Source organism: Pseudomonas sp. CFBP 8771, assembly GCF_014841695.1.
Classification (GTDB): domain Bacteria; phylum Pseudomonadota; class Gammaproteobacteria; order Pseudomonadales; family Pseudomonadaceae; genus Aquipseudomonas; species Aquipseudomonas baltica.
In genome coordinates this window covers 174,986-196,658 of record NZ_JACYUJ010000004.1, presented here as the reverse complement: position 1 = coordinate 196,658, position 21,673 = coordinate 174,986, and the positions used below count along the sequence as shown (strand labels likewise).

At 61.4% G+C, this 21,673-nt stretch carries 20 protein-coding genes; 12 read left to right on the top strand and 8 right to left on the bottom strand.

Features of this window, described 5'->3' with window-relative positions:
• Positions 1–74: 74 nt before the first annotated feature.
• The 4 genes from rpoH to ftsY form a co-directional block, all read right to left on the bottom strand.
• Positions 75–929: an RNA polymerase sigma factor RpoH gene (gene rpoH, locus IFT80_RS10745; protein WP_043191535.1), complete on the bottom strand. Its 855-nt coding sequence runs from the start codon at positions 927–929 to the stop codon at positions 75–77.
• 154 nt (positions 930–1,083) lie between these two features.
• Positions 1,084–2,115 carry a permease-like cell division protein FtsX gene (ftsX, locus tag IFT80_RS10740; protein WP_122714503.1) on the bottom strand — a complete coding sequence of 344 codons (1,032 nt, stop codon included), beginning with the start codon at positions 2,113–2,115 and terminating at the stop codon, positions 1,084–1,086.
• Positions 2,112–2,783 (bottom strand): cell division ATP-binding protein FtsE, encoded by a 672-nt coding sequence (ftsE, locus tag IFT80_RS10735; RefSeq protein WP_122480520.1) that lies wholly within the window; start codon positions 2,781–2,783, stop codon positions 2,112–2,114. Before ftsE ends, ftsX begins: the two co-directional genes overlap by 4 nt.
• Entirely contained in the window at positions 2,780–4,255 is a 1,476-nt protein-coding gene (gene ftsY, locus IFT80_RS10730) for a signal recognition particle-docking protein FtsY (RefSeq protein WP_192137544.1), read from the bottom strand. The genes ftsE and ftsY overlap by 4 nt, the downstream gene beginning before the upstream one ends.
• 232 nt (positions 4,256–4,487) lie before the next feature.
• Here ftsY and IFT80_RS10725 point away from each other — a divergent pair, with 232 nt between their 5' ends.
• The 4 genes from IFT80_RS10725 to IFT80_RS10710 are packed head-to-tail and all read left to right on the top strand — an operon-like array spanning position 4,488 to position 8,954.
• Entirely contained in the window at positions 4,488–5,843 is a 1,356-nt protein-coding gene (locus IFT80_RS10725; RefSeq protein WP_192055877.1) for a M16 family metallopeptidase, read from the top strand.
• The gene (locus IFT80_RS10720) at positions 5,836–7,311 is read left to right on the top strand and encodes a M16 family metallopeptidase (RefSeq protein WP_192137543.1); all 1,476 of its coding nucleotides are present in this window, start codon (positions 5,836–5,838) and stop codon (positions 7,309–7,311) included. Before IFT80_RS10725 ends, IFT80_RS10720 begins: the two co-directional genes overlap by 8 nt.
• Positions 7,311–7,898: a 16S rRNA (guanine(966)-N(2))-methyltransferase RsmD gene (gene rsmD, locus IFT80_RS10715; protein ID WP_192055881.1), complete on the top strand. Its 588-nt coding sequence runs from the start codon at positions 7,311–7,313 to the stop codon at positions 7,896–7,898. The genes IFT80_RS10720 and rsmD overlap by 1 nt, the downstream gene beginning before the upstream one ends.
• A gap of 24 nt (positions 7,899–7,922) precedes the next feature.
• Positions 7,923–8,954: a hydrolase gene (locus IFT80_RS10710; RefSeq protein WP_192137542.1), complete on the top strand. Its 1,032-nt coding sequence runs from the start codon at positions 7,923–7,925 to the stop codon at positions 8,952–8,954.
• Here IFT80_RS10710 and IFT80_RS10705 read toward each other — a convergent pair.
• Complete coding sequence (locus IFT80_RS10705; protein WP_122480526.1) at positions 8,917–9,771, bottom strand: sulfurtransferase; 855 nt, start codon at positions 9,769–9,771, stop codon at positions 8,917–8,919. The genes IFT80_RS10710 and IFT80_RS10705 overlap by 38 nt on opposite strands.
• Positions 9,772–10,039: 268 nt before the next feature.
• On the opposite strand from IFT80_RS10705, the gene coaD reads away from it, so the two are divergent.
• Positions 10,040–10,522: a pantetheine-phosphate adenylyltransferase gene (gene coaD, locus IFT80_RS10700; protein ID WP_122480527.1), complete on the top strand. Its 483-nt coding sequence runs from the start codon at positions 10,040–10,042 to the stop codon at positions 10,520–10,522.
• 101 nt (positions 10,523–10,623) lie between these two features.
• The gene (locus IFT80_RS10695) at positions 10,624–10,875 is read left to right on the top strand and encodes a YfhL family 4Fe-4S dicluster ferredoxin (RefSeq protein ID WP_043191560.1); all 252 of its coding nucleotides are present in this window, start codon (positions 10,624–10,626) and stop codon (positions 10,873–10,875) included.
• A gap of 34 nt (positions 10,876–10,909) precedes the next feature.
• Here the strand turns inward: IFT80_RS10695 and IFT80_RS10690 are convergent, their stop codons facing one another.
• Both IFT80_RS10690 and mutM read right to left on the bottom strand, forming a co-directional pair.
• Positions 10,910–11,254 carry a multidrug transporter gene (locus IFT80_RS10690; protein WP_192055887.1) on the bottom strand — a complete coding sequence of 115 codons (345 nt, stop codon included), beginning with the start codon at positions 11,252–11,254 and terminating at the stop codon, positions 10,910–10,912.
• A 109-nt stretch (positions 11,255–11,363) separates the two neighbouring features.
• The gene (mutM, locus tag IFT80_RS10685; protein WP_192137541.1) at positions 11,364–12,176 is read right to left on the bottom strand and encodes a bifunctional DNA-formamidopyrimidine glycosylase/DNA-(apurinic or apyrimidinic site) lyase; all 813 of its coding nucleotides are present in this window, start codon (positions 12,174–12,176) and stop codon (positions 11,364–11,366) included.
• 186 nt (positions 12,177–12,362) lie between these two features.
• On the opposite strand from mutM, the gene IFT80_RS10680 reads away from it, so the two are divergent.
• The 6 genes from IFT80_RS10680 (at position 12,363) to IFT80_RS10655 (ending at position 21,051) form a co-directional block, all read left to right on the top strand.
• The gene (locus IFT80_RS10680) at positions 12,363–13,559 is read left to right on the top strand and encodes a class I SAM-dependent rRNA methyltransferase (RefSeq protein WP_122480530.1); all 1,197 of its coding nucleotides are present in this window, start codon (positions 12,363–12,365) and stop codon (positions 13,557–13,559) included.
• Between the two features lie 527 nt (positions 13,560–14,086).
• Positions 14,087–15,166 carry a SagB/ThcOx family dehydrogenase gene (locus tag IFT80_RS10675; protein WP_122714496.1) on the top strand — a complete coding sequence of 360 codons (1,080 nt, stop codon included), beginning with the start codon at positions 14,087–14,089 and terminating at the stop codon, positions 15,164–15,166.
• A 14-nt stretch (positions 15,167–15,180) separates the two neighbouring features.
• Positions 15,181–16,113 (top strand): diiron oxygenase, encoded by a 933-nt coding sequence (locus tag IFT80_RS10670; RefSeq protein WP_192137540.1) that lies wholly within the window; start codon positions 15,181–15,183, stop codon positions 16,111–16,113.
• Complete coding sequence (locus tag IFT80_RS10665) at positions 16,103–17,311, top strand: MFS transporter (RefSeq protein WP_244652401.1); 1,209 nt, start codon at positions 16,103–16,105, stop codon at positions 17,309–17,311. Before IFT80_RS10670 ends, IFT80_RS10665 begins: the two co-directional genes overlap by 11 nt.
• A gap of 299 nt (positions 17,312–17,610) precedes the next feature.
• Positions 17,611–19,452: a dihydroxy-acid dehydratase gene (gene ilvD, locus IFT80_RS10660; RefSeq protein WP_122795915.1), complete on the top strand. Its 1,842-nt coding sequence runs from the start codon at positions 17,611–17,613 to the stop codon at positions 19,450–19,452.
• A gap of 207 nt (positions 19,453–19,659) precedes the next feature.
• Positions 19,660–21,051 (top strand): L-cystine transporter, encoded by a 1,392-nt coding sequence (locus tag IFT80_RS10655; RefSeq protein WP_192102816.1) that lies wholly within the window; start codon positions 19,660–19,662, stop codon positions 21,049–21,051.
• A 58-nt stretch (positions 21,052–21,109) separates the two neighbouring features.
• Here IFT80_RS10655 and IFT80_RS10650 read toward each other — a convergent pair whose 3' ends face one another.
• Positions 21,110–21,622, bottom strand: a complete 513-nt coding sequence (locus tag IFT80_RS10650; protein WP_192058937.1) for a dihydrofolate reductase — start codon at positions 21,620–21,622, stop codon at positions 21,110–21,112.
• Between the last annotated feature and the right edge of the window lie 51 nt (positions 21,623–21,673).

Here is a 21,673-nt window from a genome sequence, read left to right as displayed (position 1 = left end):
TCTCCCGCAAAGACTTCCTGCCAGGCAACAAAAAGCCCCAAACCAGTCGGGGCTTTTCAATTCAACACATCACATCAAGCCGCGATCGAAACCTTCAGCTTGTTCATCGCACTCTTTTCCAGCTGACGAATGCGCTCGGCCGACACGTTGTACTTCTCGGCCAGCTCGTGCAGCGTCGCCTTTTCCTCGGCCAACCAGCGCTGGTAGAGGATGTCACGGCTGCGATCGTCCAGCACCTGCAGGGCTTCGTGCAAGTTGGTGTTGGAGTTGTCGCTCCAATCGGCGTCTTCCAGTTGGCGCGCCGGGTCGTAGCGATGGTCTTCCAAGTAGTTCGCCGGGGACTGGAACGCACTGTCGTCGTCTGCTTCGGCAGCCGGATCGAAGGCCATGTCATGGCCGGTCAGGCGGCTTTCCATCTCGCGGACTTCACGCGGCTCCACACCGAGGCTTTCGGCCACGCGGTGCACTTCCTCGTTGTTCAGCCAGGCCAGACGCTTCTTCTGGCTGCGCAGATTGAAGAACAGCTTGCGCTGCGCCTTGGTGGTCGCCACCTTGACGATGCGCCAGTTGCGCAGAATGAACTCGTGAATTTCAGCCTTGATCCAGTGCACGGCGAACGACACCAGGCGCACGCCCATTTCCGGGTTGAAACGCTTCACGGCCTTCATCAGGCCAACGTTGCCTTCCTGGATAAGGTCGGCTTGAGCCAGGCCGTAGCCCGAATAGCTGCGCGCAATGTGCACGACGAAACGCAGGTGAGCGAGCACCATCTGCCGAGCCGCTCCAAGATCCTGCTCATAGTAGAGACTCTCGGCCAGTTCACGCTCCTGCTCAGGTGTCAGCAAGGGAATGCTGTTCACCGTGTGCACATAGGCTTCCAGGTTCGCACCCGGCACCAGCGCATAAGCAGGTTGCAAAGAAGTGGTCATACGAAAAAACCTCCGACTCACATGACTCGTGCCCGTGGGCACTGCGAAAAATTGACCGGAAACCAGTGGACAAGTTCCCTATGACGCTTTAACGGTCAATGACAATAAAGTTAACTTGAATACACGTTCACACAGCACACATATCTGTTGCAGGCTAACGCGGCGCCAGTTCGCGCAGGTGCCGCCAGACCGCAATCCATGCACCGATATACCCTAACAATACCGCGCCTAGCAAGAGCGACAAGCCGTCGGCGACGGGAACCCCACCCAGGGCGAAGTCGCTGCCGTACAGGCCGGAAAGCCCGGTGACCGCATCGTTGAGCCAATCCAGGCCGAAGGCCAGGATGCCCCATGCAAAAATGCCTGCACCGAAGCCGTACAGCGCACCCATGTACAGGAAAGGTCGACGCACGTAGCTGTCCGTGCCCCCTACCAGTTTGATGACCTCGATTTCGATGCGCCGGTTCTCGATGTGCAGACGAATGGTGTTGCCGATCACCAGCAGCAACGCCGACACCAGCAGCAGGGTCAGGCCGAACACGAACCGGTCGCCCAGCTTGAGAATCGCCGCCAGGCGCTCCACCCATACCAGGTCCAGCTGCGCCTGCTGCACCTTGGGCAGTTCGGCGAGTTGCTGGCGCAGGGTTTCCAGGGCGGCCTTGTCGATTTCCAGCGGGGTGACCACCACTACACCGGGCAGTGGGTTCTCGGGCAGCTCCTTGAGCGCCTCGCCCAGCCCGGACTGCTGCTGAAACTCGCCCAGCGCCTGCTCGCGACTGATGAACTCGGCCTGCGCCACGCCCGACAGCCCCTTGATCTGCGTCACCAGGGCCTGGCCCTCGCGCTCGCCGGCATCGAGTTCCAGGTACAGCGAAATTTGCGCCGCGCGCTGCCACGAACCGCCCAGCCGCTCGACGTTCTTGAGCAGCAGGGACAGGCCCATGGGCAAGCTCAAGGCCACGGCCATGACCAGGCAGGTAAAGAAGCTGCCGATCGGCTGCTTGCCCAGACGGCGCAGGCTGTCGACCCAACTGGCGCGATGGCTTTCGACCCAGGCGCGCAGCAAGCTGCTGAACGGCGGCCCGTCGTCTTCGTCACGCTGGCGTTTCTTCGGCTTCTGCGGTGTGGGCTCGCCGCCCTTGGGCGCTACCCGGTCCGCGACCTTGGGACTGCGTGTCGCACTCATTGTCCTGCCTCTCCGTCACCGATCAGGCGCCCGCGCTGCAGCGTCAGCATGCGGTGGCGCATGCGCGCGATCAGCGCCAGATCGTGGCTGGCAATCAGCACGCTGGTGCCTAGCCGGTTGATGTCTTCGAAGACCCCCATGATCTCGGCCGCCAGACGCGGGTCGAGGTTGCCGGTGGGTTCATCGGCGAGCAGCAAGGCTGGCTGATGGACGATGGCCCGGGCAATGCCCACGCGCTGTTGCTGGCCCGTCGACAAGTCGCCGGGGTACAGGTCGGCCTTGTCCGCCAATGCCACGCGCTCGAGCGCCGAATCGACCTTCTTGGCGATTTCCGGCTTGCTCAAGCCGAGAATCTGCAGCGGCAAGGCGATGTTGTTGAACACCGTACGGTCGAACAGCAGTTGGTGATTCTGGAACACCACGCCGATCTGGCGGCGCAGGAACGGGATCTGCGCATTGGTGATCTGCCCCAGGTCCTGGCCGGCCAGCAGCAGCTTGCCGCTGGTGGGCCGTTCCATCGCCAGCAGCAGGCGCAGCAAGGTACTTTTGCCCGCGCCCGAATGACCGGTAACGAACAGGAATTCGCCACGCCGCACCCGAAAGCTCAGTTCATGCAGACCGACATGGCCGTTGGGGTAGCGCTTGGCAACCTGTTCGAATCGAATCATGAAGGCTCCCGCTCGGCGAACAAGGCCTGGACGAAGGGTTCTGCCTCGAAGGTACGCAGGTCGTCGATGCCCTCGCCCACGCCGATGTAGCGAATGGGCAGGCCGAACTGCTTGGCCAGCGCGAAGATCACCCCGCCCTTGGCGGTGCCGTCGAGCTTGGTCAGGGCCAGGCCGGTCAGGGCCACGGTCTGGTTGAACTGCTTGGCCTGGTTGATCGCGTTCTGCCCGGTACCGGCATCGAGCACCAGCAGCACTTCGTGCGGCGCCTGCTCGTCGAGCTTGCCCATCACCCGACGGACCTTCTTCAGCTCTTCCATCAGGTTGTCCTTGGTGTGCAGACGACCTGCAGTGTCGGCGATCAGGACATCGATGCCGCGCGACTTGGCGGCCTGCACGGCGTCGAAGATCACCGAGGCGGAATCGGCACCGGTGTGCTGGGCGATGACCGGGATATTGTTGCGCTCGCCCCACACCTGCAACTGCTCGACGGCTGCGGCACGGAACGTGTCACCCGCCGCCAGCATGACCTTCTTGCCTTCGAGCTGCAGCTTCTTGGCCAGCTTGCCGATGGTGGTGGTCTTGCCGGCGCCGTTGACGCCCACCACCAGAATCACGAACGGCTGGTGCTCGGCCCTGATCACCAACGGCTGCTCGACCGGCCGCAGCAGGGCGGTCAGCTCGCTTTGCAAAGCCTTGTACAAGGCGGCGGCATCGGTCAGTTCCTTGCGTGCCACCCTGCGGGTCAGGCTCTGGATGATCACCGACGTGGCCTCGACGCCGACATCGGCGGTCAGCAGGCGGGTTTCCAGCTCTTCGAGCAGGTCGTCATCAATGATCTTGTTGCCCAGAAACAGGCTGGCCATGCCTTCGCCAAGGCTGGCGCTGGTCTTGGCCAGGCCCTGCTTGAGGCGGGCGAAGAAGCCGGTCTTGGTCTGCCCTGGAGGTTGCGCGGCAGCAACCGCAGGCGTCGGCGCTTCGACACGGGGCGCAGCGACGGTTGCCACGGGTACGGGCAGCGGTGGCGCAGGTACCGGGGCTGGCGCGCCGGGCGCTGCCGGCGCTGGTGGCGAAACAGGAACATGAGCAGGCTCGACGGCCACCGGGGCCGGCGCTTCCGGCCGCGGAGCGATGACCGGCGGCGTTTGCGGGGCATCGTCCTCGACCAGCGCCACGGGCTCCTCGGGAACCGGGAGCACCAGGCCGTGCGGGGCAGGCTGCTCGACCGGTGCGGCAGCGGGCTCGGCCTGCGGCGCCAGAACCGGCTCCGGTGCGAGCGCCACTGCAGCTTCCACGGAAGCCTGCGGGATCGCCTCGGCAGCGGCGGCGTCGGCTGCTGCAGGCAGATCCTGGGCGGCAGGGGTTGGCGGCTGTTCGGCGACAGGTGTCTGCGGCTTCTTGCGCAGCCATCCGAACAGGCCTTTCTTTTCACCGGCCGGGGCCGGGGTCTTTTTGTCGTCGTTGGAACCAAACATGGAAGACGGCTATCTCAAGGTAGCGACGCGCCAGGCGGCGAGTCGGAAAAAATTCGAAGACGCAACACAGACTGCTTTTACGCCGGCTCGTTCACGCGCAACATTTTGTCGAGTTGCCCGGGCAGGTTCATGCCTTCCAGGCATGGCCCCCAGCGAACCGGATCAGTATCCTAGCACCTCCTCGCCCGTAGACGCTAAGGCCACGCGGGCAGCTCTCAAGGTTCTGAATCCCATGAATGTCCTCGCCCGCCGCGCCGCAGGCCTGCTGCTCTGCACGCTCAGCCTGCCTTTGGCAGCTTTTGCCGCCGATACACAGCCCACGCACGAATTCACCCTGGACAACGGCCTCAAGGTCGTCGTGCGAGAGGATCACCGCGCCCCGGTGGTGGTTTCCCAGATCTGGTACAAGGTCGGCTCCAGCTACGAAACCCCCGGCCAGACCGGCCTGTCTCACGCCCTTGAACACATGATGTTCAAGGGCACCGACAAACTGGGCCCCGGCGAAGGCTCGCGCATCCTGCGCGACCTCGGCGCCGAAGAAAACGCCTTCACCAGCGACGACTACACCGCCTATTACGAAGTGCTGGCCAAGGACCGCCTGGCCGTGGCGTTCGACCTCGAAGCCGACCGCATGGCCAGCCTCAGCCTGCCCGCCGAAGAATTCGCTCGGGAAATCGAAGTCATCAAGGAAGAACGCCGCCTGCGCACGGACGACAAGCCCAGCGCCAAGGCGTACGAGATCTTCAAGGCCATGGCCTTCCCGGCCAGTGGCTACCACACGCCCACCATCGGCTGGATGGCCGACCTGGAACGCATGAAGGTCGAAGAGCTGCGCCATTGGTACCAGGCCTGGTACGTGCCCAACAACGCCACCCTGGTGGTGGTAGGCGACGTCAAGCCAGACGAGGTCAAGGCCCTGGCCCAACGTTTCTTCGGCAACATCGCCCGACGCCCCACCCCACCGGCGAAGATCCCGCTGGAACTGGCCAACCCCGGCCAGCGCCTGGCCACATTGCACGTACGCACTCAACTGCCGAGCCTGCTGTACGGCTTCAACGTCCCGGCCCTGGCCACTGCCGACAAGCCGCGCGACGTCCAGGCCCTGCGGCTGATTTCCGCACTGCTCGACGGCGGCTACAGCGCGCGCATGGCCACACGCCTCGAACGCGGCGAGGAACTGATCTCCAGCGGCGGCGCCCGGTACGATGCCTTCACCCGCGGCGACAGTCTGTTCTTCATTTCCGCGACGCCCAATGCGCAGAAGAAAAAAACCCTCGCCGATGTCGAGAAAGGCCTCTGGAAACTGCTCGACGAGCTCAAGACCACGCCGCCCTCGGCCGACGAGCTGGAGCGCGTGCGCGCTCAGGTCATCGCCGACCTGGTCTACAGCCGCGACTCCATCAGCAGCCAGGCCACCACCATCGGCATGCTCGAAACCGTGGGGTTGTCGTGGAAACTCATGGACAGCGAACTCGAAGACCTCAAGAGCGTGACGCCGCAGGACATCCAGAGCGCCGCACGCACCTATTTCACCCGCGATCGCTTGAGTATCGCCCACGTTCTGCCAGAGGAAGCCGCTCATGAGTGAGCCCACCACCCCCCGTCGTTTCCTGGTTGGCTCGACTTTTCTGGTGCTTGCCGGTTGCCTGGCCACTTTCGCCGTCCAGGCTGCGGACGCCACCGGCGCTGGCCAACCCGCGCGCGGCCTGCAATCGGTGAGCGAGCTGGGCAACACCGCACCCAGCCATCGCCGCCTCGACATTCAAAGCTGGAAAACCGCCGAAGGTGCCAAGGTCCTGTTCGTCGAGGCCCACGAGCTGCCGATGTTCGACCTGCGGCTTACCTTCGCCGCCGGCAGCAGCCAGGATCAGAACCATCCCGGCATCGCCGTGCTGACCAATGCCATGCTCAACGAAGGCGTGGCCGGCAAGGACGTCAGCGCCATCGCCCAAGGCTTCGAAGGCCTGGGCGCGGACTTTTCCAACGGTGCCTATCGCGACATGGCCGTCGCGTCACTGCGCAGCCTCAGCGATACCGACAAGCGCACCCCTGCCCTCAAGCTGTTCGCCGATGTCGTCGGCAAACCGACCTTCCCGGCAGACGCCCTGGTACGCATCAAGAACCAACTGCTCGCCAGCTTCGAATTCCAGAAGCAGAACCCTGCCAAGCTGGCCAGCAACGAGCTGTTCACGCAGCTGTATGGCAGCCATCCGTATGCACACCCCAGCGAGGGCGACGCCAAGAGCCTGCCGCGTCTGAGCATCGAGCAGCTGCGGGCCTTCCATCAACGTGCCTATGCTGCAGGCAACGCGGTGATCGCCATCGTCGGCGACCTGTCGCGCGGCGAAGCCGAGCAGATCGCCGCACAGGTATCCAGCGCCCTGCCCAAGGGCCCTGCGCTGGCCAAGCCGGCGCAACCGGTTGCGCCCGCAGCCGGTGTGACCCATATCGACTTCCCGTCCAAGCAGACGCAGATGTTCATCGCGCAGCTGGGCATCGACCGCAAGGACCCGGATTTCGCCGCGCTGTCCATGGGCAACCAGATCCTGGGCGGCGGTTCCTTCGGTACCCGCCTGATGAGCGAGGTCCGGGAAAAACGCGGGCTGACCTATGGGGTGTACTCGGGCTTCACGCCGATGCAGGTGCGCGGTCCGTTTCTGATCAACCTGCAGACCCGTGCCGAGCTCGGCGACGGCACCTTGAAGCTGGTGCAGGACATCCTGCGCGATTACCTCAAGACCGGCCCCACCCAGGAAGAGCTGGACAACGCCAAACGCGAACAAGCCGGCAGCTTCCCGCTGTCCAATGCCAGCAACGCGAGCATCGTCGCGCAACTGGGCGCCACCGGCTTCTACGACATGCCGCTGACCTGGATGGAAGACTTCCTGCAGCAATCCCAGGCGCTGACCGTGGAGCAGGTGAAAGCTGCGATGAACAAACATCTGGATGCCGATAAACTGGTGATCGTCACGGCTGGCCCCAAGGTTGCGCAGCAACCGTTGCCGGCCCCTACGGACACACCCAATGAGCAACCGCTCGGCGTACCGGAGCACTGATGGCCAGCGTCAAAACCAAGCAACCCCATGGTGGCCAAGGCCACCTGCGCATCATTGGCGGCCAGTGGCGCAGCCGCAAACTGAGCTTCCCGGAAGCGCCTGGTCTGCGCCCTACCCCGGATCGGGTGCGTGAAACACTGTTCAACTGGCTGGCAGCGCACATCGAAGGTGCCAAGGTGCTGGATGCCTTCACCGGCAGCGGCGCGCTGTACCTCGAAGCGCTGTCGCGCGGCGCCAGCATGGCACTGGCACTGGATGCCAATGCCAGTGCCATTTCCAGCCTTCGGCACAATCTCGACCTGCTCGGGTGTGCCGTCGGCCAACTGCTGCAAAGCGATGCGCTCAAGTACCTGGAAACCCAGACTCCAAGCGCATTCGACCTGGTGTTCCTCGACCCCCCGTTCCACCAGAACCTGCTGCCAGCCACCTGCACACTGCTTGAAGACAAAGGCTGGCTGGCCGCGCGGGCCTGGATCTACACGGAAAGCGAAGCACCGCCCTCTGCGCTGCAGATGCCGGCAACATGGCGCCTGCACCGCGAGAAGAAAGCCGGACAGGTTTACTACTCCCTGTGGCAGCGTGGCTGACACAGGCTTGCCAAGGCAGCCACGTTGAACCCAGCATACCCCAGCTTCCGTCCGGCCCTTGGGCTGGGCAACCCGCATCTACAGACGCTATGGGGCCCTTTGTGGCGCAAGCAACCGGCACTGGCGCGCGAGCGCGAACGCCTGTGGCTGGCGGACGGCGACTTCGTCGACCTCGATTGGCACGGCCCACACGCACCCCATGCGCCACTGGTGCTGGTATTGCACGGCCTGACCGGATCATCCAACTCGCCCTACGTCGCCGGCCTGCAACGGCAGTTGGGGCTGCACGGTTGCGCAAGCGTGGCCGTCAACTGGCGCGGCTGCTCCGGCGAGCCCAACCTGTTGGCGCGCAGCTACCATTCCGGCGCCAGCGAAGACTTGCTGCACGTACTCGACCACCTGGGCAGGCAACGACCCCTGGCGCCGCTTTACGCCGTCGGTTATTCACTGGGTGGCAACATCCTGCTCAAGCACCTGGGTGAAAGCGGAGCGAACAGCCCATTGCAGGCCGCGGTGGCGGTATCGGTGCCGTTTCGCCTGGACCAGTGTGCCGACCGCATGACCCAGGGGTTTTCCAGGGTGTACCAGGCGCATTTCATGCGCGCCATGCTCGGCTACCTGACCGACAAGCGCAGCCGCTTCCAGCACGAGGGGCAGCACGAGGGACTGGCCGCGCTCGAAGCGCTGGGCTCGCTGCAGGGCATCAGGACCTTCTGGGATTTCGACGGGCAGGTCACGGCTCCGCTGCACGGCTTCAAGGATGCCCAGGACTACTATCGCCGCTCGTCGAGTCGCTACTACCTGGGCGGCGTCGCCAAACCCACGCTGATCATCCAGGCCAAGGACGATCCGTTCGTGTTTGCCCACAGCCTGCCCACCGCCGAAGAAATGTCGCCCTGCATCGAGTTCGAGCTGCATGCGCGGGGCGGACACGTCGGCTTCGTCGATGGCAGCCTGCGCCAGCCCGGCTATTACCTGGAACGGCGCATACCGCAGTGGCTGAACCAGTGGATCGAGTTCATGGCCCCTTCTGCACGGGCCGCTGCGGGTCGGTGATCCAGTCGCTCCAGGAGCCTGGATACAGCGTCGCCAACGGGTAGCCCGCCAGGGCCATGGCGAACAGGTTGTGGCAGGCGGTGACGCCCGAGCCGCAGTAGGCCACGGCCTGTTCCACAGGACGGCCCTTGAGTTGAGCATCGAACCGCTCACGTAACTGTTGCACAGGGAGAAAGCGCCCATCGGGCCCCAGGTTCTCGGTAAAGGCTGCGCACTGTGCGCCGGGAATATGCCCCGCCACAGGGTCGATGGGTTCGACCTCGCCCAGAAACCTGGGCAATGCGCGTGCGTCCAGCAAGGTCAACCCGGGCGCTTGCAGGCGCGCCTGCAGCTGGGCCGCATCGACCACGCGCTCGTCGTCGGGCGCTGCAATGAAATCGCCTGGCTCGGTGGACGCCGCATCCAGACTCAAAGGCAGTCCGGCGGCGTGCCACGCCGCCAGCCCGCCGTCGAGAAGGAAGACGCCGTCGCGCTTGCCCAGCCAGGTCAGCAGCCACCACGCACGTGCCGCATAGGCACCCGGCCCGTCATCGTAGAGAACCACCCGACTGTCTGCACCTATGCCCCAACGCTGCAGCCGTTCCTGCAACTGTCCAGGCTCGGGCAGCGGATGACGCCCGGTGACGCCTCTGACCGCCGGGGCGCTGAGGTCACGGCCCAGGTCGGCGAAACAGGCACCGGCGATGTGGCCCTCGGCATAGCTGCGCTGGCCGTAATCGGCGTCTTCCAGGCTGTAGCGGCAGTCGAGCAGGACCCATCCGGGGGAATCGATATGTTCGGCGAGCGCTTGCGGGCTGATCAGTTGCGCGAGGGGCATGAAGGACTCCGGCGGGGATGAATGATGGACCTGCGCGCAGCTGGAAAAGCTCGGGCAAAATCGATCGCGGCATGAATCACTGTAGCAGTCGGCACACCCGTTCGCGCGGCGCGTCGGGGCTGGCGGCCATCGTACAACGAGCGGCCGACCACCGCGACAGCGTGCCACAGGCGATCCTGCTTGCATTGCGCCATGGATGCAGGCTTGGCCCACCTCTCCGGCTGCGATACCATCGCATTCCCCAACAGATTCCCGCCAGGACGCCGTGATGAACCGAGTGTTGTACCCAGGTACCTTCGACCCTATCACCAAGGGTCACGGTGATCTGGTCGAACGCGCCTCGCGCCTGTTCGATCACGTGATCATCGCGGTCGCCGCGAGCCCCAAGAAAAACCCCCTGTTCGCCCTCGAGCAACGGGTGGAGTTGGCCCGCGAAGTGACGCGGCACCTGCCGAACGTCGAGGTCGTGGGCTTCTCGACCCTGCTCGCGCACTTTGCCAAGGAGCAGAACGCCAACGTATTGCTGCGCGGCCTGCGGGCGGTGTCCGATTTCGAATACGAGTTCCAGCTGGCCAACATGAACCGGCAACTGGCCCCGGACGTGGAAAGCCTGTTCCTCACCCCTTCGGAACGCTATTCCTTCATTTCGTCGACGCTGGTGCGGGAAATTGCGGCCCTGGGTGGAGACATCACCAAGTTCGTCCACCCGGCCGTGGCCGAGGCGCTCACCCTGCGCTTCAGCAACAAGTAGCCGGCAAAGGTAGCGCCCGCGTGCACTACGGGCGCTAATGCGGCACAATTGCGCCCATTGGTTTTCACATGCCTGGGCCGTTGTCTCGGGCCGGAGTCTTCATGTCCCTTATCATCACCGACGATTGCATCAACTGCGACGTCTGCGAACCCGAGTGCCCGAACGCTGCCATTTCCCAGGGGGAAGAGATCTACGTGATCGATCCCAACCTGTGTACCCAGTGCGTAGGCCACTACGACGAGCCACAGTGCCAACAGGTCTGCCCGGTGGATTGCATACCGCTGGACGAAGCGCATCCTGAATCCCAGGAACAGCTGATGGCCAAGTACAAGCAGATCACCGGCAAGCATTGATTCCAGCGCGCTGGCAGATGCGCCAGCGACAGGCTCAGTCGCGGTTGCCGTAGCCGCTGTTCGTGCAGCCCAGGCAACGCACGAAGGCGGCCCGGCCCGGATCGACCACCAAGGCCTTGCCGCTGGCGCCGACGTTGCCACCGGCGGCGGTGAACGGCAATGCGATCACGAACAGCCCCGCGCCCACGATAGTGGCGGCCACCAGCAGCGGCCGCGCGATCAGCAGATCGCCGATCATGGCATAGGCCGGCGGATTCTGGATCTGGTAGGTCGGGTCACCGCTGCTGGTGCTCATGCTCGAATCGGCGGCAGTGGCCGGCACGACGTGCAGGCCGAAACTGACGACCAGCGCCAGCGACAGGGTTCGAAACAGGTTCATGGCACAATCCTTCTGCTCACGTGGGGCGACTGCGATTTGCGATGGGGTCATCAGGGATGCAAGTAACTATATCAGTTGCCCGCCATTGTGCAGGCCGCGCGCAGCCGGATCATGTCTGGCAGCGCGGGCAATACACGCTGGCACGCTGGCCCAGCTTGACCTCGCGCAGGGTGGTACCGCAGACCTTGCACAGCTGCCCACCGCGGCCATAGGCGAACAATTCCTGCTGAAAGTAGCCCGGCTGGCCATCCCCGCCGATGAAGTCGCGCAACGTGGTACCACCGCGTTCGATCGCGTAGGCCAGGATGCGCTTGATCTCGACCGCCAGGCGCAGGTAGCGGCCGCGCGATATGCCCCCCGCCGCGCGGCGCGGGTCGATACCGGCGGCGAACAGCGCTTCGTTCGCGTAGATATTACCCACCCCGACCACCACTGCGTTGTCCATGATGAACGGCTTGACCGCCATGCTGCGGCCACGCGACAGCTGAAACAGCCGTTCGCCGTCGAACAGCTCGGTCAACGGTTCGGGCCCCAGCCCCTGGAGCAATGTGTGGTTGAGCGCATCCAGGCTCCAGAGCATGGCGCCGAAACGTCGCGGATCGGTGTAGCGCAAGGCCATGCCCGATTCCAGCTCGATGTCGACATGCTCGTGCTTGAGCGCCGGCAGGCCGGCTTCGACCAGGCGCAGGTTGCCCGACATGCCCAGGTGGCTGATCAAGGTGCCGACTTCGGCGTTGATCAACAGGTACTTGGCCCGCCGCTCGACGGCCACGATCCGCTGCCCGGACAACCGCGCATCCAGATCTTCGGGTATCGGCCAGCGCAGGCGCCGGTCGCGGACGATCACGCGGCTCACGCGCTGCCCTTCCAGGTGCGGGGCAATGCCCCGGCGAGTGGTTTCTACTTCGGGTAATTCAGGCATGGGGCCCCTGATGCGAAACGCGGATCGATAGGCAACCGTGCCCCAGGCTCGACGCCCCGGACACCATGGGGATTCTAACTGTTAAGGTCCGCAGCGCCCACCGTGCGCACCGGGTCATTTGTCGAATGAGCCGTCGGCGATGGGGACGGCGGGTTATACTCCCGCTCTTTTTTCCGGAGCGACTTCATGTCCCTGCCCAGCCTTCGCCTCAAAGCCAACGCCGACCGCCGCCTGCGCGCCGGACACCTGTGGGTCTACAGCAACGAGATCGACGTGGCCGCCACTCCGCTGAACGGGTTCCAGGCGGGCGATCAGGCCATTCTCGAAGCGGCGGGTGGCAAGCCCCTGGGCGTGGTCGCAATGAGTCCGAACAACCTGATCTGCGCTCGCTTGCTGTCGCGCGACGTCAAGCTGAGCCTGGACAAGTCGCTGCTGGTGCACCGCCTCAACGTGTGTCTGTCGTTGCGCGAGCGCCTGTTCGACAAGCCGTTCTATCGCCTGGTATTCGGCGATTCCGACCTGCTGCCGGGCCTCGTGGTGGATCGCTTCGGCGACATCCTGGTGGTGCAGCTGGCTTCGGCCACCATGGAACGCTACAAGGCCGATGTCATGGCCGCATTGATCCAGGTGATCAAACCCAGCGGCATTCTGTTCAAGAACGACTCAGCCGCCCGCGATGCCGAAGGCCTGGAGCGCTACGTGGAGAGCGCCTTTGGTGTGGTGCCGGAGTGGGTCGCCCTGGAAGAGAACGGCGTGAAGTTCGAAGCGCCGGTGATGGAAGGCCAGAAGACCGGCTGGTTCTACGACCACCGCATGAACCGCGCGCGCCTGGCGCCGTACGTCAAGGGCAAGCGCGTGCTCGACCTGTTCAGCTACATCGGCGGCTGGGGCGTGCAGGCCGGTGCCTTCGGCGCCAGTGAAGTATTCTGCGTCGACGCTTCGGGCTTCGCCCTCGATGGCGTCGAGCGCAATGCCGCGCTCAACGGCTTCGCCGAAAAAGTCACCTGCGTGGAAGGCGACGTGTTCGAAGCCTTGAAAGAGCTGAAGGCCGCCGAAGAACGCTTCGACGTGATCGTGGCTGACCCGCCCGCGTTCATCAAGCGCAAGAAAGACCTGAAGAACGGCGAAGGCGCCTACCGCCGCCTCAACGAACAAGCCATGCGCCTGCTCAGCAAGGACGGCATCCTGGTCAGCGCCTCGTGCTCCATGCACCTGCCCGAAGACGATCTGCAGAACATCCTGCTGACCAGCGCCCGCCACCTGGACCGCAACATCCAGCTGCTGGAACGCGGCGGCCAAGGCCCGGACCACCCGGTGCATCCAGCGATTCCGGAAACGCGGTACATCAAGAGCATTACGTGCCGGTTGTTGCCTAATAGCTAGCACTGCTGCAGCCGTATGTTGGAATCGATGTATTTCTCGTGATCGACTCCAACGTACGTCCTTGCACTCACTTCATCTCACGTTACCCACTACACCTACACATTTTGAGACATATACAGCTCCCCCTGCGCCATCATATGAAGATGAAAGCGTGAAAGGAGCATGTCTGGCTCGCATCGCTCAAGAAACAATGAGTTAGCTCAATCCGGCTATTTAGCCGAACGCACGGACCTGAAAGAGAACAATATAAGTAGATACAGATATCTCGCAGAAGCCAGTACAGCTTTTACAACTCAAACAATTCGCCTGCCGACTCTGTGAATACGCCCTTGACTTCTTTCGTACGGCTATTAACCTCAAGGCGTCACATCGTCGTGACTTCCAATGAAAGCGAGGGAATAAAATGAAGAAGATAAATCTCGAATCAAAAAAAATCGCCAACCTGATGTGCTTGGTTAAAGCCAAGTAAACCCTAAGAAAGGGGGGAGGGAAACCGGACCCTTCCTCCTTTGCTGAGGAGGTTTTCCATGTATTTAAATCAAGACCTATTTATTTATCCGCACCAAGGCCAGTGGATACTATGGGACTATCGCAACCATCAGCAGTACGAAATAGACCCAGACACATGGATTCGATTGAATTCGATCCTCACTAGCCCTGCTAGTTTTGATGCGGAGTCCATCGTAGATCGCTCGCTCCTTCAAAGTGGCGTCCTATCATCAGAACCTGTGCCTCAAGACACATGGGGATGGGATATCCTTTCAAAGATTTTTCATATCGGTACAAAAAATATTCAGTTTGAGACAGCAATCGCCAATGTGGAAGACTGGGCCAAAGCCTATCAACAGCACTGCTTCGAGGTGCTATCTAGTTGCGCCCCTACATCAATTGATAAATGCAGTGCGAGCCAGCGGCGTATCAAGCTGCCGAAGCCAAATATTTCTGATCTGGACGCCTCATTGAAAAGCACCCTTTTAAACCGAGCAACTTGTAGAGTATTTCATAATCAGGAGTTATCCTTGATAGACGTCTCCACTTTACTTTTTATAGCGCTCGGCTTTACCACTCCATTTAGAAAGGCTTCAAAAGCTGCCAGCATCTGTGCATTGGGTCAGCGTCGAACCTCCCCATCGGCAGGGGGCCTGAACGCCACAGAAGGGTATGTGTACGCAAAAAACATTCGGGACGTGGAAGCTGGATTCTACTATTACGATCCTTACGAACATGCATTGGAGCACCGTGGCCCACTCACATCAACGGCTCTTGGCGAGACATTGAGCGGTCAACATTTCGTTGACAATCTTCCAATGGGGATTTGGCTGACTTCTCGGCTAGACAAATTGTGGTGGAAGTACGAACACTCCCGCGCCTACCGAATGGCACTGATTGAAGCCGGTCATATTTCCCAGAGCCTTCAACTTATCGCCACTGCGTTGAATTTCAAGACATGGGTTACAGGCGCATTCAATGATGCGGCTGTTGAACACGCGCTAAAAATCGAGCCTTCCCACGAACAACCTTTATTCTTCGTGGGTATTGGATATGGAGAACACTCCGCCATTCCGATCGCATTAGAAATGACATTGATGCGAGGGGAGACCCCTTAATGAATCGAACCACTATGACCGACCTGAAAGATTGGAATATGCGTTCAGCGGTTCGCAGCAAGCAATGGGCATATGATATTAGCCCGAATGATACAGATACAGTGGATCATCATCAGTGGTGGTTTCCCGAACATATGGCGCCTGCATTTACCAGATCTGAGGTTTCAGGCCTATCACCAGCATCAAAGCAACGATTGCTGGCAAAGCATCTCATCTATTTTCTTCGATACACAACAACCCTAGAGCTTCAGATTGTAAACCAGGCAGTCTGTGAGATCACAGAAAGAAACTCGGGACTCAACCTGCCTGAAAAATCCAAAAACCTGGCACTCCGCCTATATACAGATGAAGCCTACCACGCCCTTTTTTCAGAGGAGCTGGCCGATCAAGTAGCGCAGCTCTACGCTGACAATCAGCAGATATCAGAATTTAAACGCATTTTAGAAATTTCAAAACTCGAAAAATCCGAGAAAAAAGAACAGCGTCCGCTCTTTAGATTCCTGACAGCTTTCATATCCGAGACTGCCATTGCAAAAGAGCTACTCGATTTATCCTCAGCATCTTTGAAACGTCCAGTAGGGTCCATGCTTCGAGACCATTTACAGGACGAAGCTCGTCACTGCAAATTTTTCTCCGGGCTATTTGTTCATGGATGGAGACACGCCGATGAGCACACTCGAAACTGCATCAGCCGACTGCTCCCAATCTTGATGAAAACTTTTGCACTCATCGACGAAGACTGGCTCAGCTCAGCATTGAGAGACGAGGGGATCAACACAGCGTTGGCATCGGAGATAGCTCATTCGCTCAACAGCGATAATCTGCTTTCACAACGTGCAAAGCGATCGTGCGTGGCAACGTTCAGTGCTCTCCGAAGCGCGGGAGCAATTACAACTGAAAATCAGCGGGAGCCATTCCATAAGGCAGGGCTGTTGGATGAATTGTGACCTAAAACGTACGGACCAGAGGCAAGCAGGAATCATCGCACTCTTGATACTGATGACCTCGCTGGGCGTTTTCCCGTTGGACGTCATCCTTCCCTCCTTTCCAGCCTTGGCCGAGCATTTTCAAACCAGCACCACACGGATCGCCTTTTCACTCAGTATCTTCGCTATGGGCTTCGCCTTCTCACAGATCGCCATTGGCCCGCTTTCGGATCGCTTTGGCAGGAGGAAGCTTCTGCTCGCTGGGCTTGGTTTAGCCGTGAGCGGCGCGATTGGATGCACTATGGCGCAAGACTTCTCAAGCTTTTTGACGTTCCGGCTGGTGCAGGCAATAGGCTGTGGTTGCTTCGTTTTAGCCAATGCAATCATCCAAGACCTGTTTTTCGGCACTCAGCGGCGCCAGCTTCGAATACTCATGGTCAGTATCAGTGGGATCTGTATATCAGTTTCGCCATTGATCGGCACGATGCTGCAAACCGTAGCAGGGTGGACAGCGAGCTTTCACGTCTTTGCAGCGCTCGGTGTCGTTACGATCTGGCTTGCGCGCAAGCTGATGGATCAAGACAGCATCAGCAGCTCTTCTATCAATGTCGGCTGGAGCGACCGGTTTGGACCTTGCATGAAGCTTCGATTCATTGGGATGTCCCTGCTGTCGGCAATCGCATTTGCCAGCCATTTCTCCTTCATCGTCATCTCTCCGCTATTTTTCTTGGAAAAGCTAGGCTTCACATCCATGGAGTTCGCTTTCTCGTTGCTGTGCTACAGCCTTGCTTATGTAGGCGGGGGCTATGCTGCTTCCCGACTGGGCCGTGTGACGTCCGTTCATGTGCAGATGACTGCAGGATTGACGCTCATTCTAGGATCGGGAACAGCCATCATCCTGATGCCAGAGACATGGCAACTATCGTTCGCCAGCATTTTAGTGCCAGCGATTTTCTGCACAGCAGGCGCCAGCATCCTTAGGCCAGCGGCAACTTCCGAAGCACTTGATCTATCGGAACAGAGTGCAGGCACCGCATCGTCGTTACTAAACACGACTGTTTTTATCATCGGGGGCGTGGTGAGTGCTTTTGTCAGTAATTCCAGCCACCAACTGCTTCAAACATTGGGCTGGACCTTCGTCTTGATGGGAGCTTCGGGCGTTCTTCTATTGAATGCTTTGGCTTTTCTCGCCAGGCGAGCGCCTCCTTCCAGTCTATAAAGCGAACCGCAGGGCGTTCAGTCCGGAGAGGGCCTGTAAAAGAGCCGCGCGAGCCGCGTCAGGCCTTACTGCCGATTACTTGCCCTGCCCCACGTTCCATCCTTCCCCCATGGGTGTAGAATCGCCCTACTCATCGCCAATCATCCCCCGGCGGGTTTATGAGCTCGGCCGAACGCGTGGCGATCCCGCAGCGTTACCGGCCTCATCCGCAAGCACGGCAACACACCGCCCGAGCGTGCCGCGGACCAGGAAAAGCTCAATCCCTCATTGCAACCCGATTAGCCGCCCGGAGTCGTTCCATGCCTGACTATCGCTCGAAAACGTCCACCCACGGTCGCAACATGGCCGGTGCCCGCGCGCTGTGGCGTGCCACTGGCATGAAGGACGACGATTTCAAGAAACCGATCATTGCCATCGCCAACTCGTTCACCCAGTTCGTGCCGGGGCATGTGCACCTCAAGGATCTCGGTCAGCTGGTTGCACGCGAAATCGAGCGCGCCGGCGGCGTGGCCAAGGAATTTAACACGATTGCCGTGGACGACGGCATTGCCATGGGCCACGACGGGATGCTGTATTCCCTGCCCAGCCGCGAGATCATCGCCGACTCGGTCGAGTACATGGTCAACGCCCACTGCGCCGATGCCATCGTGTGCATCTCCAACTGCGACAAGATCACTCCTGGCATGCTGATGGCCGCCTTGCGCCTGAACATTCCGGTGATCTTCGTTTCCGGCGGGCCGATGGAAGCCGGCAAGACCAAGCTGGCCAGCCACGGCCTGGACCTGGTCGACGCCATGGTGATTGCCGCCGACGATACCGCTTCGGATGAAAAGGTCGCCGAATACGAGCGCAGCGCCTGCCCGACCTGCGGTTCGTGTTCAGGCATGTTCACCGCCAACTCGATGAACTGCCTGACCGAGGCCCTGGGCCTGGCTCTGCCGGGCAACGGTTCCACCCTGGCGACCCACAGTGACCGCGAGCAGCTGTTCCTGCAGGCGGGCCGCACCATCGTCGAGCTGTGCAAGCGCTACTACGGCGAGGACGACGCGTCGGTCCTGCCGCGCAATATCGCCAACTTCAAGGCATTCGAAAACGCCATGATGCTGGACATCGCCATGGGTGGTTCGACCAACACCATCCTGCACCTGCTGGCCGCTGCCCAGGAAGCCGAGATCGAATTCGACCTGCGCGACATCGATCGCTTGTCGCGTACCGTGCCGCAGCTGTGCAAGGTCGCGCCGAACATTCAGAAATACCATATGGAAGACGTGCACCGCGCTGGCGGCATCTTCAGCATCCTCGGCTCGCTGGCCCGTGGCGGCCTGCTGCACACCGACCTGCCGACCGTGCACAGCCGCAGCATGGCCGAAGGCATCGCCAAGTGGGACATCACCCAGACCACCGACGAAGCGGTGCACCACTTCTTCAAGGCCGGCCCCGGTGGCATACCGACGCAAACTGCCTTCAGCCAGTCGACCCGCTGGGACACCTTGGACGACGACCGCGAAAACGGCTGCATCCGCAGCTTCGAACACGCCTACTCCCAGGAAGGTGGCCTTGCCGTGCTCTACGGCAACATCGCAATGGATGGCTGCGTGGTGAAGACCGCCGGCGTGGATGAGTCCATCCACGTGTTCGAGGGCAACGCCAAGATCTTCGAAAGCCAGGACAGCGCGGTGCGTGGCATCCTTGCCGACGAAGTGCAGGCCGGTGACATCGTGATCATCCGCTACGAAGGCCCCAAGGGTGGGCCGGGCATGCAGGAGATGCTGTACCCGACGTCGTACCTCAAGTCCAAGGGCCTGGGCAAAGCCTGCGCGCTCCTCACCGACGGACGTTTCTCGGGCGGCACGTCCGGCCTGTCGATCGGCCACGCATCGCCTGAAGCGGCGGCAGGTGGTGCCATTGGCCTGGTGCAGGACGGCGACAAGGTGCTGATCGACATTCCCAACCGCTCGATCAACCTGCTGGTGGACGATGCCGAACTGGCTGCCCGTCGTGCCGAGCAGGACAAGAAAGGCTGGAAGCCGGTCGAGGTGCGTCCACGCAAGGTGACCACCGCACTCAAGGCCTATGCCCTGCTGGCCACCAGCGCCGACAAGGGCGCGGTACGCAACAAGGCGATGCTCGACGGGCTGTAAGACGCTCTTCGCTAGCAGGACCCTGCAGGCCGGTCTTCACGCAACCTCTGGTGAAGACCGGCCATTTGCCGTGAGGGCCCAGACGCTTATTCCAAAAACGCCTAACGATCTTCCATTCCGATATTAATTACCTTTCGATTCAGGGTGTTAGCATTCGCGATTGACCAGCGTCCGTAGAGCCGCGGTCGTCAATCTTTCGGAGCTGACATGAACCTGCCCCTGCTGTTGAACCTGCTGATCTTCGCGGCATTGCTGCTGGGTCTGGCACAAACGCGTCGCACCGACTGGAGCCTGGCCAAGAAGGTCTTGCTGGGCCTTGCCTTGGGCGTTCTGTTCGGTATCGGCCTGCACACCGTCTACGGTGCCGGCCACCCTGTGCTCAAAAGCACCATCAGTTGGCTGGAACTGGTTGGCAACGGCTATGTGCAACTGTTGCAGATGATCGTCATGCCACTGATCTTCGCGTCCATCCTCAGTGCGGTGGCCCGTCTGCACAATGCCTCTTCGCTGGGCAAGATCAGCTTCCTGACCATCGGCACGCTGCTGTTCACCACCGCAATCGCAGCACTGATCGGTATCGGTCTGACCAACCTGTTCGGCCTGACCGCCGAGGGCCTGGTCGCCGGGACCCAGGAAACGGCACGTCTGGCGACGATCCAGAGCGACTATGCGGGCAAGGTGGCCGACCTCAACGTGCCGCAACTGCTGCTCTCGTTCATTCCGCAGAACCCCTTCGCCGACCTGGCACGGGCCAAACCCACGTCGATCATCAGCGTGGTGATCTTTGCCGCGTTCCTGGGCATGGCGGCTTTGCAGCTGTTCAAGGACGATGCCGACAAAGGGACGAAAGTGCTGGGTGCGATCGACGTGCTGCAGGCCTGGGTGATGCGCCTGGTGCGGCTGGTGATGAAGCTGACGCCCTACGGTGTGCTGGCCCTGATGGCCAAGGTGGTCGCCAGTTCCAACGTGCAGGATATCGTCAAGCTGGGCAGTTTCGTGGTGGTATCGTACATCGGCCTGGCATTGATGTTCGCGGTGCACGGGCTGCTGCTGAGCCTGGCTGGGGTCAATCCGCTGCGGTTCTTCCGCAAGGTGTGGCCGGTGCTGACCTTTGCCTTCACCAGCCGCTCGAGCGCGGCGACCATTCCACTGAGCATCGAAGCGCAGACTCGTCGCTTGGGCGTACCTCAAGCGATCGCCAGCTTCGCCGCCTCCTTTGGCGCGACGATCGGCCAGAATGGCTGCGCTGGCCTGTATCCAGCCATGCTGGCAGTGATGGTCGCGCCCACGGTTGGGATCAACCCACTCGATCCACTGTGGATCGCCACGTTGGTGGGCATCGTCACCCTGAGTTCGGCCGGTGTGGCAGGGGTGGGCGGCGGCGCGACCTTTGCTGCATTGATCGTACTGCCGGCCATGGGCTTGCCGGTCACCCTGGTGGCGCTGCTGATTTCAGTCGAGCCGCTGATCGACATGGGCCGCACGGCACTGAACGTGAGCGGGTCGATGGCAGCGGGCACCATTACCAGCCAAGTGATGGGTCAGACCGACCAGGCTTTGCTGGCAGCTGATGAGCACAAGGAACTGGCTTCGGCGTAACCGCTGCTGCCTGTTCGTGGGCGCCCTCTCGAACAGGCGGCGCGAACAGGCCATCCGATCATCTGCGCGCCCATACCTCGAACGTGTAGGCCGGCTTGTCGTCGACCGCTTCGTTGGGCACGCTCGACACCCTCTGCCATTGGTTCTCGTCGAACTCGGGAAACCAGGCATCCCCTTCCGGGTGCAAGGCTACCCGCGTCAGGTACAGGCGATCCGCCTGAGCAAGGCCCAGCTCGTACAGCTGCGCGCCACCAATGAGCATCACTTCCTCGGCGCCCTGTTCGCGAGCCCAGGCTTCGGCACGCTCGATGGCCGCCTGCAGCGAAGTGAACACTTCGGCACCCGGCAGTTGCAGGTCCGGCTGTCGGCTGACCACCAGGTTCAGGCGCCCCGGCAGTGGGCGGCCGAGCGAGTCCCAGGTCTTGCGACCCATGATGATGGGCTTGCCCAGGGTGGTTGCCTTGAAATACTTGAAATCCCCCGGCAGGTGCCAGGGCATGCTGTTGTCGATGCCGATCACGCGGTTCTCGGCGAGCGCGGCGATCAAGCTTAAAGGGAGAGATGTCTTCATGGCCGGCAGAATAGCAGAGCCTCCTTGGGTTATGCTCACGACGAATCGGCC